The following is a 16,813-nucleotide window of genomic DNA, read 5'->3' as shown; positions in this document are numbered from 1 at the left end:
ATTCTTAGTCATTCTTGGCGCTAAAATTATCGTTCCAATCCCCTCGAACTTTTAAAACTTGTTCTATAATGTCCCTGACACAACCATCGCCTCCATTTTTATGGGAAACATAGTCAGAAATGGCCTTCACTTCTGGCACTGCATTTTGTGGGGAAGTCGCCAAGGCCACCATCTTCATGGGCGGTATGTCTGGAAGATCATCACCCATATATACAACGCTTTGGGAATCTATGCTATAAATGTCGAGATACTCTTTCAAGGGCTCTTCCTTATGATGGGCACCCATATAAAAATCTGTGACCCCTAAACCTTTAAGTCGTTCCTTTACACCAGGATTGGTGCCCCCGGTGATGATGCAGATGTTATACCCTTTTTGAATGGCAGTTTTAACAGCATAGCCATCCTTCACACTCATTTTTCGGAGTAACTCCCCGTCAGAGGTAATGAGAACAGAGCCATCGGTAAAAACACCATCCACATCAAAAATAAAGGTGGTGATGTTGCTCAAAAGCTCTTTATAGTTTTTCTTCATAAACTTCTTTTATGGTATCGCTCAACAGTTTATACAGGGCGATGTGTTTTTCATTTTTCAATAGGTTCAGGTGATTTTGCATGCTCAAAACATCATTCCGTCTGGCAGGACCCGTTTGGGCTTCACGCGGTGCAAAGGTCTGCACCTTTTTCGCAGTTTCCAAGATCAATGGTTTCAAAAGGTCGAACGAAAGTCCTTCTTCCGAGCAGATTTCTTGACCCACACCATACAGATAATTGGTGAAGTTGCTCACGAAGACCGCTGCAAGATGCAATTTTCTTCGCTGGTCGGAATCGATTTCCTGTACATTGGAAGAAATGGAATCTGCCAATTGTTTCAACACTTGAAGCGAGGATTCCTTTTTGGCTTCCACACAGATGGGAATGTTCTTGAAATCCAGTTCCCTGCCTTTGGTAAAGGACTGTAAAGGGTAGAAAACGCCTTTGTTTTCAGGAATAAGAACATCCATATCCGTTGCCCCGGAAGTATGTGCCACAATGCCCGATTTGTTGGTCAAGCATTTTGAGACCCCTGCAATGGCATCGTCCTTAACCGCAATCAAGTAAACATTGGCATCAAAAACATCATTAAAATCATTGGAGACGGCCGTATGATGGGAAAACCAGGATAAGTCATTGAGATTTCTGCCTACTACCTGCACAATTTGGGCCCTATCCGATCGGGATATGGCCAGGAACAAATGTCTGGCAAGGTTTCCGGTACCCAGTAACACAACGTTGAGCATGCCCAAAACTACAAATTTAGGATAGATGCATCATTCTCATAATTAACAAATCTGTGGGATTATTTATAGACCTAAAAACGACAAAATGGTAAAAAGGCCGTATTTTTGCGAGCCGTAAGCATACTGAATTTCCATGATCGATTTTCTCAAAAAGACCCTTTTTTCCACAAGACTTATGGCCGTTCTATTTTTGGTTTTTGCAGCAGCAATGGCCATCGGTACCTTTGTGGAAAGCTCGTACAGCACTGAAACTGCCCGAATCTATATCTACAATACCACTTGGTTCGAGGCCATCATGGTCTTTTTTGTAATCAATTTTATAGGGAATATCTACAGATACCAATTGTTGAATTGGAAAAAATGGGCCATTCTGGTGTTGCACCTTTCTTGGATTTTAATCATTGTAGGCGCTTTTGTTACCCGTTATATCAGCTTTGAAGGCAGGATGCCTATCCGCGAAGGGGCTAATGAGAAGGTATTTTATTCGGATAAAACGTTTTTGACTGCCTACATTGATGGGGAGATCAATGGGGAAACCAAGCGTCGCATTTTGGAAGATGATATTTTGGTGACCCCCGAAGGAAAACGTTCTAGTTTACCATGGAAATCCGATTTTAACGGGCAACCCTTTACCATTTCCTATGTGGATTTTATCCGAGGAGCGGAGAAGGGATTGATTCCCGATGAAAATGGCACCGAATACCTTCAGATTGTGGAAGCCGGAAATGGGCAACGCCACGAACATTATTTGGAAAACGGAAAGATTGCCAGCATCCATAATGTGCTTTTTGCCTTGAACAACGAAACCGATGGGGCGATAAACATTTTTTATTCGGAAAAAGGAGGATACCAGATCAAACCCCCTTTTGAAGGAAACTTTATGCGCATGGCCGATCAGTTTCAGGGAGAAGTGGTTCAGGATAGCCTTCAAACCCTACAACTGCGTTCGCTCTACAATATGGCGGGAATGCAATTCGTGATCCCAGAACCCTTGGTGAAGGGCACGTATGGTATTGTGAAGGTGCCGGATGAAGAAATCACCAAGGTTACGCAAGATGCCCTGATTGTATCCATTTCATCCAACGGTGAATCCAAAGAAGTAAAGCTTTTGGGAGGACAGGGCACTACCAATTTTTCGGACAAGATCAATGTGGGCGGATTGGATTTCTCCTTGAGTTATGGCTCCAAGATATATGAACTGCCTTTTTCCATTGAACTCAACGATTTTATTGCCGAAAAATATCCAGGAACCGAGACCGGTTATGCTTCCTTCATGAGTCGTGTTACTGTTCATGACGAACGACCTTTCGACTATGACATTTATATGAACCATGTTTTGGACCATAAAGGTTATCGGTTTTTTCAGTCCAGTTTTGACCCAGATGAAAAAGGAACCGTTCTTTCTGTAAACCACGACTTTTGGGGTACATGGATTACCTATATTGGCTATTTCTTGCTCTATATCGGATTGATGGGCATCATGTTCTTTGGGGATACGCGCTTTAAAGATCTACAACAGATGTTGGAGAAAATCAAGGCTAAGAAAGCAGCTTTGGCCATAGCTTTTTTGTTGCTAGCTTTAACCGGAGCACATGCACAAGAAACCACGGATGAACATGGACACTCCACAATGCCGACCCAAGCACAGATTGATTCCGTACTTAAGGCCACAACCGTTGCCAAGGAGCATGCTGAAAAATTCGGAGCCTTGGTCATCCAAGATGGTGCCGGAAGAATGAAGCCTATACACACGTTTTCTTCTGAATTGTTAAGAAAGTTAAGTGGAAAGGACAAGTACAAGGATATGTCTGCCAATCAGGTTTTCCTTTCCATGATGCTGAATCCAGGTGTTTGGTATACCGTGGATTTGATTGAAGTGGGTAAATGGCAAAACGATAGCATCCGCAAGGTCATTGGCGTTCCGTCAGGTACTAAATATGTAAAAGCTACCGATTTTTTTGATGAAAAAGGAGCTTACAAACTTCGTTCTTATCTAGAGCAAGCCACCTCTACCACCAATCCTTCCAATTTTGAAAAGGACATTAAAAAGGTGGGGGAAAGGTTAAGCCTATTGGATATGGCCCTGAGCGGAAATATGGTAAAAATATTTCCCTTGTTGAACGATGAGAACAACAAATGGGTATCCGCGGTGGAATATCGGAGTGGTAATTACCAAGTTCAAGACTCGTTGTATTCCAACTTTATTCGGAATGCCATTCCATTTTACCTGAATTCCTTGCAACAGTCTATCGTTACTGGAGATTACTCCCAACCGGACCGTATGTTGGAAGCTTTCAAACAGAACCAAAAGAATCATGGGGAGGAAGTCTTACCATCCGACAATAAGGTCAAGACCGAGATCATCTACAACAAACTAGATCTCTTCAACCGATTGTACAAATACTATGCAATGGTGGGGGTAATCCTGTTCTTGGTGCTCATGATCCAAATTTTCAAGGAGCGGAAAATTTTAAAAGCTTTCGCCTATCTTCTCAAAGGGACCATTATCCTGTTCTTTATCTGGCACACCATTGGTTTGGTGTTGCGTTGGTATATTTCGGGTCACGCGCCTTGGAGCGATGCCTATGAAAGCATTCTGTATGTCTCTTGGGCTACCATGGGCATTGGACTGGCTCTGGGTAGAAAAAGTGAGCTTACCATTGCCGCCAGTGCTTTTGTTACTTCCATGTTGCTGTGGATTGCCCACCAGAGTTGGGTAGATCCTGCTATTGCCAACCTACAACCTGTTCTGGATAGTTATTGGTTGATGATACACGTAGCCGTTATTGTGGGAAGCTACGGTCCGTTTACCGTGGGCATGATCCTTGGTGTGGTTTCCTTGTTGTTGATGATTTTGACGACCGATAAGAACAAAAAACGGATGGGTCTCAATATCAAGGAGCTTACCGTGATCAACGAATTGGCTTTGACCGCAGGTTTGGTTATGCTTACTATTGGCAACTTTTTAGGGGGACAATGGGCCAACGAAAGTTGGGGGCGTTACTGGGGCTGGGATCCCAAAGAGACTTGGGCGCTTATCTCCATTATGGTCTATGCCTTTGTGCTCCACATGCGGCTTGTGCCTGGTCTAAGGGGTAAATGGATTTACAATTTTGCCAGTGTCTTGGCTTTTTCAAGTATCATGATGACCTATTTTGGGGTGAACTTCTATTTGGTGGGACTCCATAGTTATGCCAGTGGAGAACAAGTAATTACGCCAAGTTTTGTTTGGTTCACGGTATTAGGGGTATTTATTTTGGGAGGCATCAGTTATTGGAGATATAAAGTGCACTACGCCAAATAATTAAGATTTTTCTTTTCCCTTTAAAAAAAAGTTGCATCTTTGCTTCATCATGAAGTTATAAGAATTATGTACGCTATAGATGTCACATTTGGCTTTATGCCAAAAAAGTAACCGAAACACTTTTCGGTACGGTTGACATTTCCACACATTTCTCACACATAATTCTTTTAAAATGACACATCAAAATACATTTTCATTCAAAAAAATGATTCAATATTTCTGGATTGCTGTATCCGGAAAAGAAACAGAATTTACAACAGGCAGCATCCGTAGGGCGATATTTATGCTCTCCATTCCCATGATTTTGGAAATGCTCATGGAATCCATTTTTGCTTTGGTAGACATTGCTTACGTTTCCAAAGTGAGTGTAAATGCGGTGGCCACCATTGGGCTTACGGAATCCGTTATTACTTTAGTATATGCCTTGGCCATCGGGTTGAGTATGGCGGCTACAGCAGTTGTAGCCCGAAGAATTGGCGAGAAAGACGTTCAAGGGGCCAGGGTTGCAGCGGTCCAGGCCATTAGTCTTGGAGTGTTGATTTCGGTAATCTTGGGAATAATAGGCATTGTGTTCGCCAAGGAAATTTTGGCCTTGATGGGAGGGGAACCTGATCTGATCGAGGAAGGTTTTGGCTATACCAAATTCATGATTGGGGGTAATATCACTGTGGTACTGCTGTTTTTGATCAACGCCATTTTCAGGGGAGCAGGGAACGCCTCCATCGCCATGTGGGCCTTGGTATTGTCCAATGGACTCAACATTATTTTGGACCCCATGTTCATCTTTGGGTTTGGCCCCATTCCCGAATACGGTGTTATGGGAGCAGCCATTGCCACCAATATCGGTCGGGGGTCAGCAGTCCTTTTCCAATTAGGGATATTGTTCTTCGGATGGGGCAAGATCAAACTGGTTTTGTCTGACTTGGTCCTAAATTTCAAGGTGATGGTGAACCTGATCAAGGTTTCATTGGGAGGTATTGCGCAGTTCTTGATTGGTACATCGAGTTGGATTTTTTTGATGCGGATCATGTCTGAGTTTGGTAGCGAAGTTTTGGCAGGCTATACCATTGCCATTCGGGTGATGATGTTCACCTTGATGCCATCCTGGGGCATGAGCAACGCAGCAGCTACTTTGGTAGGACAGAATTTAGGTGCCAAACAACCCGATAGAGCTGAAATTTCTGTTTGGAAAACGGGCAAGTACAATGCCATTTTTATGGGAACGGTTTCATTGGTCTATCTCATCTTTGCCAAGCAAATTATTTCGTGGTTCAACACTACGCCCGATGTGGTTAAAAACGGGTCCCTCTGTCTGCAGGTCATAGCGGCCGGTTATATTTTCTATGCCTACGGTATGGTAGTGAGCCAAGCCTTTAATGGGGCTGGTGACACAAAGACTCCGACCAAGATCAATCTGATTTCGTTCTGGGTGTTCCAACTTCCCTTGGCCTATATTGCAGCATTGGTCTTGGAATGGGGCGCCATGGGCGTTTTTGTCGCAATTACGTTGGCAGAAGTCATATTGGCCATTATTGCCATGGTATGGTTTAAAAAAGGAAACTGGAAGCAGGTGCAAGTATGATGGGTTTCGTATCTTTAGCCTAAAGATCGACCACCATGAACATAGACAAAAAAGGCATCAATACGTTATGTACCCACGAAGGGGAATTGGAAGATACATTGTACAAAGGAGCGACTTCTCCATTGTACATGAGTACATCTTATCAATTCGGTGAAGTGGATGTAAAACGATATCCCAGATACTTCAATACCCCTAATCAAGAAGCACTCTGTAAAAAAATGGCGGCCTTGGAACATGCCGAGGCCGCTTTAATTTTTGGTAGTGGCATGGCCGCCATAAGTACAGCCCTTATGAGTTTTTTACAAGCCGGGGATCACGTGGTGCTGCAACAGACCATTTATGGGGGAACCTATCATTTTGCAGTGACTCAGTTTCCAAAGTTTGGTATTTCCTATTCCTTCACCGATGGTTGGGAACCTAAAGATTTTGAAAACGAGATCAAGCCCAATACCAAACTGATCTATATGGAAACGCCTTCCAACCCGCTTCTTACCATAACGGATATTAAGGGAGTGTCCAAGTTGGCGAAGCACAACGGAATACTGACCATGATAGACAATACGTTTGCAAGTCCCATCAACCAAACCCCAATAGATCTTGGGGTGGATGTGGTGCTGCACAGTGCCACCAAGTATATGGGTGGGCATTCGGATATTTGTGCCGGGGTGGTGGCTTCATCAAAAGAAAATATGGAGAAAGTGTTCCAGACCGGGATTTGCTTTGGTGGCAGCTTGAACGACTATACCGTTTGGCTGTTGGAGCGTAGTATGAAGACCATGGCATTGCGGGTAAGGGCCCAAAATGAAAATGCGATGAAAATGGCACTTTACCTAAACCAGAACGAAGATGTGGCTACTGTATATTATCCAGGCTTGGAAACCCATCCAGATCACGAACTGGCCAAATCCCAAATGCAGGGATTCGGAGGTATGCTGTCGTTTGAATTGCCAAATGTAGACCATGCGCTTTTTTACAAACATCTAAAATTGGTCAAACCTGTCATGAGTTTGGCAGGGGTGGAGAGCACCATGACTTCTCCCGTGACCACATCACATGCGTTGATGAGTGCTGAGGACAGGGAAAAACAGGGGATTAAGGATTCCCTGATACGTTTTTCATTGGGAATAGAAGAAACCGAAGACATCATAGCGGATATTGAACAGGCCATTGCCAAGGTAAAGGCCCTAACGGTTACCGCATAAGTAGCTTATGAAATTAGACATTTTAGTATTCGGGGCACACCCCGATGACGCAGAACTTGGAGCTGGTGCGACAATCGCCAAAGAGGTTTCCAAAGGAAAAAAAGTAGGAATTGTGGATTTGACCCGTGGGGAATTGGGAACCCGGGGGTCTGCAGAAATCAGGGACAGGGAAGCGACGGCTTCTGCCAAAATCTTAGGGATTTCTGTACGGGAAAACATGGAATTCGCCGATGGTTTTTTTGTAAATGACAAGGAACATCAACTTGAGCTTATCAAAATGATAAGGCTGTACAGACCTGAAATTGTATTGTGCAATGCGGTGGACGATCGCCATATTGACCATGGGAAGGGGAGTAAACTGGTAAGCGATGCCTGTTTTTTGAGTGGTCTCGTCAAAATCGACACAAAAATGGACGGGCATGATGAGTGGCAGGAACCCTGGCGACCCAAAGTGGTTTATCATTACATCCAATGGAAAAACTTGGAACCTGATTTCGTGATGGATGTAACTGGATTTATTGATACCAAGATTGCAGCGATAAAAGCATATGGGTCACAATTTTACGACCCCAATAGTGACGAACCGGAAACCCCCATCAGTAGTAAGAATTTTATCGATAGCGTCATTTACCGAGCTAGGGATTTGGGAAGGATCGTTGGTGTGGAATATGCCGAGGGATTTACCGTGGAGCGTTTTGCCGCCGTGGACAGTTTGGGCGATTTGATCTGATCAACTTGCCTTTTGATATCTTTTTTCGGCCATGGGAACGGTAAAGAAGAATGTGGTCCCCTTACGCGGAATACTTTCCACCCATATTTTACCCTTATTTTTCAGTACCATTTCCTTGCACAATGAAAGCCCGAGCCCGGTACCTTTCTCGTTGTTGGTACCATAGGTGGTAACGTTGGTGGAATCTTTAAAGATTTTTTTCTGGATTTCCTCGTTCATGCCAATACCGGTGTCCCTAACGGAAACTTGCCACATATCCTTCTTTTCTTCTGCCTCTATGGTGATCAGACCATTATCAGGAGTAAACTTAATGGCATTGCTCAGCAAATTCCTCACTACAATGTCCATTTGGTTTTGATCGGCCCATATGAGGGGATTTTCAGGTAATTGGTTGATGAGTTTAATGGATTTACTTTTGGCCAGTTCGGACAGCAATTGGATATTGCTGGTCACAATCTTGTCCAAAGAGACCCTCTTAGGTGTGGTAACCACGCCGTTCAATTGGTTCTGGCCCCAGGACAATAGGTTGTTAAGGGTGAAGGAAATGTTTTCTACATCTGTCTTCAGTTTTGGAATGAAAGATAAAAATTCATCCTTGGAGATCTCGCCATCGGTAAATAATTTCAGCAGCCCTTGAAGGGCACCAATAGGCCCTCTAAGGTCATGTCCGATGATGGAGAACAATTTGGTCTTGGTCTTATTTATTTCATGCAACTCGGCTTCCCTTTCGGTTACCGCCTGTGATTTTTCCTTGAGTTCTTTGTTCAATTTTTTCTGAATACCCTCGCTACGTCTGATCACAAAAGTGATGATGCTGAGGATCAATAGAATAATGACAGAAAAGTAAATGTAGTTGCGCTGCTTGGCAAGGGCCTCTTCGTTGGCTTCTATCAACTCCTGCTTTTCTTGTTCGTAATGCAGCTTAGTTTCTAACAAGGACAGACTTTGTTTGTTCTTGTCCCTGGATAAAGAGTCGGAAAGCTTTTTGAAGGCCTCCAAATACGCTAGGGCATTGGAGTCGTCACCATTCTTTTTATTTAACTTGTATAACGTCTCGGAACAATCTATCTGTCCCTGTAAGGATTTTATTTTGGAGGAAAGCCCAAGGCCTTCCTGTGCGTACACCATGGAAAGACTATCTTTTTCAAGTCCTAGATATACCTTGGCCATCCCGTTCAACAATTGGATCTTGATCCTGTCATCCTCTATCTGGTTCTTAAAGAGCATGTTACTCTGGTCATACCAATAGAGTGCCCATTGGTATTTTTGCTGTTCCAGATAAATATCTCCCTTTACTTCATAGGCATAGGCAAGCCAATCGATTATTTCGTGTTTTTCAAAGGTATTGATACTACGGTTAATATTGAACATGGCATTTTTAAAATCCTTTGCATCCTTATACAAGGAAGCCATGTTGCTTTGTGTTTCTGCATCGACTACCTCATTGCCCAATCTATGGTTTATCTTTTGTACTGTGTCATAGAATATCAATGCATTCTTGAAATCCTTCTGGTCTGCATACAGGCTTGCAATATTCTCGTTGAAGATCGAGAGCATTTGTTGCTGGTTGATTTGCCGCGCCAAATCGATTCCCTTTAGGTTTAGGTTTAATGCCTCAGCATAGTTGCCTTCAAAACTGTAGTTTTGGGCCAGTGTATTGATAATGGAAACCTCACATTCAATATTCTCCATATCCTTGGCCAATTGGAGGGCCTCTTGGAACAAGGGCATGGCTTTTTTTCGGTTTCCCTTGTTATAATAATATTCAGCCAAAGCATCCAATCCTTTCACTTTGCCATAATCGTAATCGATGGTCTCACTGTATTTTAGGACTCTGCTTGCAATGGAGTAGATGCTATCACTGTCCAAATATCGATATGATTTGGCCAGTTTTATCAAGAGATTGATATGTGAAGTATCTTTGGGATTGAACCTTTCAGTGGATTCCAACCGTTGCAACTTAAAAGCCAAACTGTCCCTTTTGTTGAATTGCGCCGTTAGGGGTGTGAAAACGAGTAGGGTACAGCTGTATACCACTAACGAAATGAGTAGGCTTTTATACTTGTGTATGAAGTTTTTTTCTGACAACAACAGGTTGAAATAATTTAGTGCAAAAATAAGTTTTGGTTGCCCTAAAAGGAACAAATTGTTGTGAAACGTCAAAAATAGTGTGTTTGGTCTTGTAAAATAGGCATTTCATCGATGATTTATACCAAACTTGGCACCACATGATTTTGAGTGGGTTATGACTACAGATATGCAGGTCAAATACAGAATGAAAATTTTAATGAGCGGAAGTCATAAAATATTTTGGTTGAATCAATACAAAAAAGTATTTTTGCATCCGCTTTAAATGGTGGTTGTAGCTCAGTTGGTTAGAGCGCTGGATTGTGGTTCCAGAGGTCGCCGGTTCGAGCCCGGTCTTCCACCCTTAAGTAGACAAAACCCAAGCTGTACGGCTTGGGTTTTTTATTTTAAGCCAATAAAAAAGCCCTTATAAAATAAGGGCTTACTATTTTGTAATCGCTAAAATTTATTTAGATGCCTTGTCCACCACCAATCGATGATCCAAGTTGGCGATTTCCCATGCCGTGTAAAAAATCAAACGGGCGCGGTTTTCCATCAAATCGTAATTGATTTTATCCGGTGTATCGCTAGGGCGGTGATAATCTGCGTGGGTACCGTTGAAATAGAAGATGATCGGGATGTTGTTCTTCGCAAAATTGTAATGGTCACTCCTATAATAAAACCTATTGGGGTCGTTCTCGTCATTATAGGTGTAATCGAACTCAATGTTCGTATACTTTTTGTTGATGGCTTCCGAAAGGTTGTGCAGTTCGGTACTCAACTTGTCCGGCCCGATCAAATAGAGGTAGTTTCTTGCGCCTTTGTAATTGGGGTCGATCCTTCCGATCATATCGATGTTCAGGTCCACTACAGTTTCCGATAACGGAACAATGGGATCAATATCGGTATAGTATCTGGAACCCAAAAGACCCTTTTCTTCCCCGGTCACATGTAAGAAAACAACGGAACGTTTTGGACCTTCCCCGGCATCGGCCGCTTTTTTGAAAGCTTGTGCAATCTCCAATAAGGAAACCGTGCCCGAACCATCATCATCAGCGCCATTGTTGATTTCCCCATTTCCAGTGATTCCAATATGGTCCAAGTGGGAAGAAATAATCACATACTCATCGGGCTTTTCGGAGCCTCTTATGATGGCCGCAACATTCTCCGAACTCAACTTTTCGTTACCACTTGTTACATTAAGACCTAGATTAACGGGAACGGAACTGGCCTTTGTGGCATCAGCTATATCACTTTTGATGGCCTTGGCGGCCTTTTCATCCAAAACGAACAACATATTATCATTGTGGTCCGCGGCCAACTCCATACGACCACTGTCATTGTTCTTCATATAATTGAAATAGCCTTTGTACCTGGCAAAATTCTGCTCATCCATGTACAAAACTCCTTTAGCACCCTTTTCAACTGCAAGCTCGGATTTTTTACCCATCCCTTCTGACATGTTGCCCCAAGCAGATTTTTCAGAGGTTCCGGAAATCAAATAGGTTCCATCCGCATTCATGGGTTCCCCAGCTTTGATGAGCACCAATTTTCCACTTACATCCACTCCATTGTAATCGGAATAATCACCTTCCTCAACACCGTAGCCCACATAGATTACATTGTTGTAGGTCCCCTGTGCAGAAGAGAAAGTGATGACATCTTCTCCTAGAGGAAAGCTTGTACCATTAATGGTAACATTTCCTTCAGGAACTTTGGAAACTTCCAAGGGGACTTCCTGAAAGTAGTCACCGTTACCTTGGGCAGCGGCTATGCCTTGGGATTCATAGAAAGCTTTCAAGTATTCCACTGCTTTTTTCTGTCCCGGTTTACCCGTCTCCCTTCCTTCAAACTCATCGGAGGCATAGGTGTATAGGTGTTCTTTTAGGTCATCTTGGGTTATGGTTTCCGCAAAGGGTACCGGGTCTCCTGCCTTCATGGTCTTGGGTGCTTCTGACGCCGTTTTTTGGGTAGAATTGCATGCCATCACAAGACCTAAGGCAAGTAGGGATAATTTTTTCATGTGTGGTTTGTTTTCAAAATTTCCCAAAAATAGGTAAAACATTGCTAAAGAAAAGATAACCTTCCCATTAACTTTTTCCTGCCCATTGCGTAAATTGGCTCCTTGTTTCAAATCAACATGCAACCATAAAAATCCAAGGACATGGGCAATACTAAAAGTGTAGTCGTAGTGGGGGGCGGTATCGTCGGACTTTCCACCGCTTATTATTTACAGAAGCAAGGGCATAAGGTAACCGTTTTGGACAAATCGGACATTTCTGCCGGGGCATCTTTTGTGAATGCAGGCTACCTTACCCCAAGCCATATTGTCTCGTTAGCTGCACCTGGAATGATTTCCAAGGGATTGAAGTACATGTTCAATTCGTCCAGTCCATTTTACATGAAGCCCAGGCTCGATCCCGAATTCATCAAATGGGCCTGGTATTTCAAAAAATCATCCACCGAGGAAAAGGTGGAAAAAGCAATGCCCATCATTAGGGATATCAACTTGCTAAGCCGAGAACTTTATGAGGACATCAAGACATCAGGGGATTTGGGCGACTTTCAGATTGGTGAACGCGGATTGTTGATGGTGTACCAGACCGATGAAGCCCGTGATCACGAAATGGAAGTTTTGGTGAAAGCGGCAGGATTGGGATTGGAGGGAAGGGAATTGTCCATGGGAGAGCTGAAAGCATTGGAACCCAATGTAGATTTCAACGCCAAAGGTGCCATTCTATGGGAATGTGACAGGCATACCACACCGCCTCAGATCATGAAAAAAATGTTGGAACACCTTATCAAAAGTGGGGTTGAGATACATAAAAACGAGGAAGTTGTGAATGTTCTGGCCGCTGGTGGTAAAATCACCGAAATTAAAACGGACAAGGCCAGTTATAAACCTGATGAAGTAGTATTTGCCGCTGGATCTTGGACCGGGGAAATCTCCAAAAAGTTGAACTTGAATCTGCCATTACAAGCAGGGAAAGGGTACCGAATCAACATGGATGCTCTAACAGGTATAACCATGCCCGCCATTTTAATGGAGAAAAAGATTGCCGTTACCCCCATGGAAGGATTTACTCGTTTTGCAGGGACCATGGAATTTTCCGGAATCAACCACATCATCCGAAAGGAAAGAGTAGAGGCCATTGCCCAAGGGGTGGAACAATATTATCAAGGATTGCAGATTCCAGAAAAGGACAAGGAAAGTGCGCAATGCGGCCTACGTCCCGTTTCTCCTGATGGGTTACCCTATATTGGAAGACCCAAGGCACTTGACAACCTGATTGTGGCCACAGGACATGCCATGATGGGTTGGAGCTTGGGTCCCGCCACAGGCAAATTGGTCACAGAACTGATTTCCGGTGATAAATTATCAATGGATATCACCCCTTTTTATCCAGAACGTAGGTTTTAACCAATAATATTTTCTTTGGGTTAAATTGGGCATGGTGTGTGCTATAAATTTTTTAGTTGCCGTATTAAGAACTAATTTTACAGTATGAAAAGACACTACGCGACCCTTTTATTTTTCTCATTTTTTCAAATTTTTGGAGTTTGGTCCCAAGATGTCCAAATTTTCAAGGTAGAAGACTTTGACCTAAAGGGAAAGGTGAAATCGTGTTTGGTGATCACGGATTATGGACGTGAATTTTTCGAGTTCAACGAAGAGGGCATCCTTACAAAAACCATCACCCAATATAATGATTCCGACCAGGACATAACCGATTACAGGTATAGTAATGGGGAGTTGTTGGAAAAACGCATGGAAAGCTACAAGAACAATGTGTTGGATGAATCAACGTCCATGGCCAACTTTTATACCGTGGATACCGTTCCCACACGAAAAGTGGTGGAAAAGATTATATCATACGACAAACAGTTTTTGGAAAAGGAGGAATATCAATACAATGAGGACGGAAAATTGGTACGCATTATTTCTTCCAATACCGATGGAGTGGATGAGACCACTTTTGAATATACTCCCTATAAAAATGAGTTGACCATCAGTACCTTTACCAATGGTATTTTGGAAAAATCAGTTAGGACTTCGGAAAGGAAGGGTCCGAAGGGTACCCAAAAAGTAGTTTTGACAAAGGAATATTTGGATGGTGAGCCCAATACTGCCGTGGAAGAGGTTTATGGTCCCGAAGGCAAATTGTTGACCCAGGAGGATTTTTTATATGATGTTGGGGAGAAAGAGTTCGTTTCGCAAAAAAAACTGTTCTACCACTACAAGGATGGGGTGCTGCAAAAGGTGGTCACCAAAACCCTGAACACGGAAGCCGTAGACGAATATATTTTTCAATTTGATAGCCACACACCAAAGAACTGGGTGAAAAAGATTATAACCCCGGATAACACGTACACCACAAGGGTCATTAAATACTACCCTGAAGAAGAAACCCCCAAGGAAAAGACCGACCATTAATTGGCAGATGAGGAGTCGGAAGGCTCTGAAAGTAACTTTTGGATGATTTTTGGTTTAACTTCATGCCCTCCTTTAAAGATGATGGTTTCTGCGTGTCCTGCGAACAGGGTTTCGATCTTTGCATGCTCTGCCACCAATCGGTCCGGGGTCAAAAACTCGTCCTTGTCCCCATAAATGACCTTGATTTTGGTGGTGTCGAAATCCAGGAATGCAAAATCATCTGCGGTAAGTTCGTTTGGGATGCCTCCGGCGTAAAGCACTATCATGTTGCAAGACAATTTCTTTCGGACCAACCAGCGTGTTAAAACCGATACACCTTGAGAAAATCCAAATAAATTGATATTCAAGTTATTGGAGAGGTTTTCGTTAGCCATGACAGCATCAATATAATTGATGATATTTTCAATTTCCACAGCGGTATTTTCTTTGGTGAGCCAACTGGCCCCCACATACTTATATTCGTTTTTCAAATAATATTTGGAAGGGGCTTGGGGAACGATGATATAATTTTCATCAGAATCCAAACTTTTAAAATATTTGGCAAAATAACGGCTCAAATAACCGATTCCATGAAAGACCAACCAAATGTTTTGGGTCTTGGGAGTTATTTCATTGAGCGTTAAATAGGTGTTTTCAGAGGTATAGGTAACCGACTTTTCCATAGTGGACATAATCCCAGAGGTTGATTAGAAATTGCCAAAGCTTTGTGTAATTTTACAAAAAATGCGAGCATGAACGAACACAAAGAGAAAATTCTGGCCGTCTGCAATGAAATCTGCAAAGGGACCTTGATGGAAACATTGAACATCACGTACATCGATGTAGGTGAAAATTTTCTCTTGGCCCGAATGCCCGTAACGCCAAAGGTCCATCAACCTGACGGGGTGCTCCATGGTGGGGCATCCGTAGCGCTGGCGGAAAGTGTGGGCAGTGCTGCATCTTATATTTTTTTGGATGGCAAGGAGTTTTTTGTCCGAGGTATTGAAATTGCGGCCAACCATGTGAAATCCATTAAGGAAGGCTATGTGTACGCAAGGGCTTCCATTCTCCATAAAGGCCGTACTACCCAACTTTGGGAAATAAAGATCACCAATGAGGAGGGCGACCTCATTTCCAACTGTAAATTGACTACCATTGCTTTACCCAGAAAATAAGGACCCTGAATACATTTTAAAAAGAATGGGTTTAGGCCTGGAAATAGGACTACCCTTTGTAGCATTCAGAAAACCCAATGAACAGGTGCTCACAGCTATTTTTCAGTCCAATGCCAATTTAAATATCACCAAAGATTTTGAGGACAACGGTTTTGTTTTCGCACCCTTTTCGCTTAACGAAGGAGTGGTACTCATCCAACCGGATGAAGTATTTCAAACCCATGTTCTTTTTGAAAGTGAAGTGAAAAATAAAGAGCTCGTCATTTCCGAGGATGGGCAAAAAGAGCATATTGAACTTGTGGAAAAAGGCATACAGGCCATCCAGTCAGGTGAATTGAAAAAAGTGGTCCTTTCCAGAAAAATTGATCTGAAAATTTCAAAAAATCCAATCCAAATTTTTAAAGATGTGTTGGGGAATTACCCCAATGCTTTTTGCTATTTCTTCCATCATCCCAAAGTGGGTACCTGGTGCGGGGCCACTCCTGAGACCTTGGTCAGAATCAAGGATGGACAACTGAAAACCATGTCCTTGGCCGCTACCTTGCCTTATGAGGAAAATAAGCAGCCAGAATGGGGGGCAAAAGAAATCGAAGAACAGCAAATGGTATCGGATCATATCAAGGATTCCTTGGGTAACTTGATGGAAGACCTTATCATTGAAAAAGCTGAATCCATCAGGGCGGGGAAACTGTGGCATTTAAGATCTGAGGTCAAGGGAGTCCCACTCCCCAATACCAGTCTATCGGAAATCATCAACTCTTTACATCCCACCCCAGCCGTATGCGGCATACCTACCAAGGTAGCCCAGGATTTCATCTTACAAAATGAAAATTACCAACGGACCTATTACACAGGCTTTTTGGGAGAATTGAACCTTTGGGCACCAAAGGAGGCCTCCCTGTTCGTGAATTTGAGGTGCATGGAACTTTCCAGTAACCATGCCGCCATATTCGTAGGAGGGGGCATAACTGCTGGTTCTGTTCCAGAACAGGAATGGATAGAGACACAGAACAAAAGCAAAACCATGCTCGGCATCTTGTAATAAGTTGCTTCCATGCTATG

The 16,813-nt window shown here is 43.0% G+C and carries 13 protein-coding genes and 1 tRNA gene; 9 read left to right on the top strand and 5 right to left on the bottom strand.

What is annotated here, in order from left to right:
* Window positions 1-4: 4 nt before the first annotated feature.
* Window positions 5-532 (bottom strand): KdsC family phosphatase, encoded by a 528-nt coding sequence (locus D2V05_RS05185; RefSeq protein ID WP_119646454.1) that lies wholly within the window; start codon window positions 530-532, stop codon window positions 5-7.
* Window positions 516-1,277 (bottom strand): Rossmann-like and DUF2520 domain-containing protein, encoded by a 762-nt coding sequence (locus tag D2V05_RS05180; protein ID WP_119646453.1) that lies wholly within the window; start codon window positions 1,275-1,277, stop codon window positions 516-518. Before D2V05_RS05180 ends, D2V05_RS05185 begins: the two co-directional genes overlap by 17 nt.
* Before the next feature lie 133 nt (window positions 1,278-1,410).
* Between D2V05_RS05180 and D2V05_RS05175 the strand changes: the two genes are divergently transcribed.
* From D2V05_RS05175 to bshB1, 4 genes are all read left to right on the top strand, one after another.
* Window positions 1,411-4,581 carry a cytochrome c biogenesis protein CcsA gene (locus D2V05_RS05175; protein WP_119646452.1) on the top strand — a complete coding sequence of 1,057 codons (3,171 nt, stop codon included), beginning with the start codon at window positions 1,411-1,413 and terminating at the stop codon, window positions 4,579-4,581.
* Between the two features lie 205 nt (window positions 4,582-4,786).
* Entirely contained in the window at window positions 4,787-6,163 is a 1,377-nt protein-coding gene (locus D2V05_RS05170; protein ID WP_417935670.1) for an MATE family efflux transporter, read from the top strand.
* 35 nt (window positions 6,164-6,198) lie between these two features.
* Window positions 6,199-7,365 (top strand): trans-sulfuration enzyme family protein, encoded by a 1,167-nt coding sequence (locus D2V05_RS05165; RefSeq protein ID WP_119646450.1) that lies wholly within the window; start codon window positions 6,199-6,201, stop codon window positions 7,363-7,365.
* A gap of 7 nt (window positions 7,366-7,372) precedes the next feature.
* A complete protein-coding gene (gene bshB1 / locus D2V05_RS05160; RefSeq protein WP_119646449.1) occupies window positions 7,373-8,095 on the top strand; it encodes a bacillithiol biosynthesis deacetylase BshB1 in 723 nt (240 codons plus the stop codon).
* On the opposite strand, the gene D2V05_RS05155 is transcribed toward bshB1, so the two are convergent.
* Window positions 8,096-10,066 (bottom strand): tetratricopeptide repeat-containing sensor histidine kinase, encoded by a 1,971-nt coding sequence (locus D2V05_RS05155; RefSeq protein ID WP_235855395.1) that lies wholly within the window; start codon window positions 10,064-10,066, stop codon window positions 8,096-8,098. It abuts the gene before it with no gap.
* A gap of 384 nt (window positions 10,067-10,450) precedes the next feature.
* On the opposite strand from D2V05_RS05155, the gene D2V05_RS05150 reads away from it, so the two are divergent.
* Window positions 10,451-10,526 (top strand) — tRNA-His (locus tag D2V05_RS05150).
* Window positions 10,527-10,628: 102 nt separating this feature from the next.
* On the opposite strand, the gene D2V05_RS05145 is transcribed toward D2V05_RS05150, so the two are convergent.
* Window positions 10,629-12,185, bottom strand: a complete 1,557-nt coding sequence (locus tag D2V05_RS05145; RefSeq protein WP_119646661.1) for a M28 family peptidase — start codon at window positions 12,183-12,185, stop codon at window positions 10,629-10,631.
* A gap of 141 nt (window positions 12,186-12,326) precedes the next feature.
* Here D2V05_RS05145 and D2V05_RS05140 point away from each other — a divergent pair, with 141 nt between their 5' ends.
* Window positions 12,327-13,583, top strand: coding sequence for an NAD(P)/FAD-dependent oxidoreductase (locus D2V05_RS05140; protein ID WP_119646448.1), 1,257 nt, complete (start codon window positions 12,327-12,329; stop codon window positions 13,581-13,583).
* An 84-nt stretch (window positions 13,584-13,667) separates the two neighbouring features.
* Complete coding sequence (locus D2V05_RS05135) at window positions 13,668-14,597, top strand: hypothetical protein (protein WP_119646447.1); 930 nt, start codon at window positions 13,668-13,670, stop codon at window positions 14,595-14,597.
* Here D2V05_RS05135 and D2V05_RS05130 read toward each other — a convergent pair.
* The gene (locus tag D2V05_RS05130) at window positions 14,594-15,268 is read right to left on the bottom strand and encodes an alpha/beta hydrolase (RefSeq protein WP_119646446.1); all 675 of its coding nucleotides are present in this window, start codon (window positions 15,266-15,268) and stop codon (window positions 14,594-14,596) included. The genes D2V05_RS05135 and D2V05_RS05130 overlap by 4 nt on opposite strands.
* A 60-nt stretch (window positions 15,269-15,328) precedes the next feature.
* On the opposite strand from D2V05_RS05130, the gene D2V05_RS05125 reads away from it, so the two are divergent.
* Window positions 15,329-15,751 carry a PaaI family thioesterase gene (locus tag D2V05_RS05125; RefSeq protein WP_119646445.1) on the top strand — a complete coding sequence of 141 codons (423 nt, stop codon included), beginning with the start codon at window positions 15,329-15,331 and terminating at the stop codon, window positions 15,749-15,751.
* 25 nt (window positions 15,752-15,776) lie between these two features.
* A complete protein-coding gene (locus D2V05_RS05120; RefSeq protein ID WP_119646659.1) occupies window positions 15,777-16,793 on the top strand; it encodes a chorismate-binding protein in 1,017 nt (338 codons plus the stop codon).
* Window positions 16,794-16,813 lie beyond the last annotated feature (20 nt).

The sequence above is a fragment of the Flagellimonas pelagia genome (assembly GCF_003584135.1).
GTDB classification, from domain to species: Bacteria; Bacteroidota; Bacteroidia; order Flavobacteriales; family Flavobacteriaceae; genus Flagellimonas; species Flagellimonas pelagia.
The sequence above is the reverse complement of the archived record's forward strand: the minus strand, read 5'-3'. Positions and strand labels throughout refer to the sequence as shown.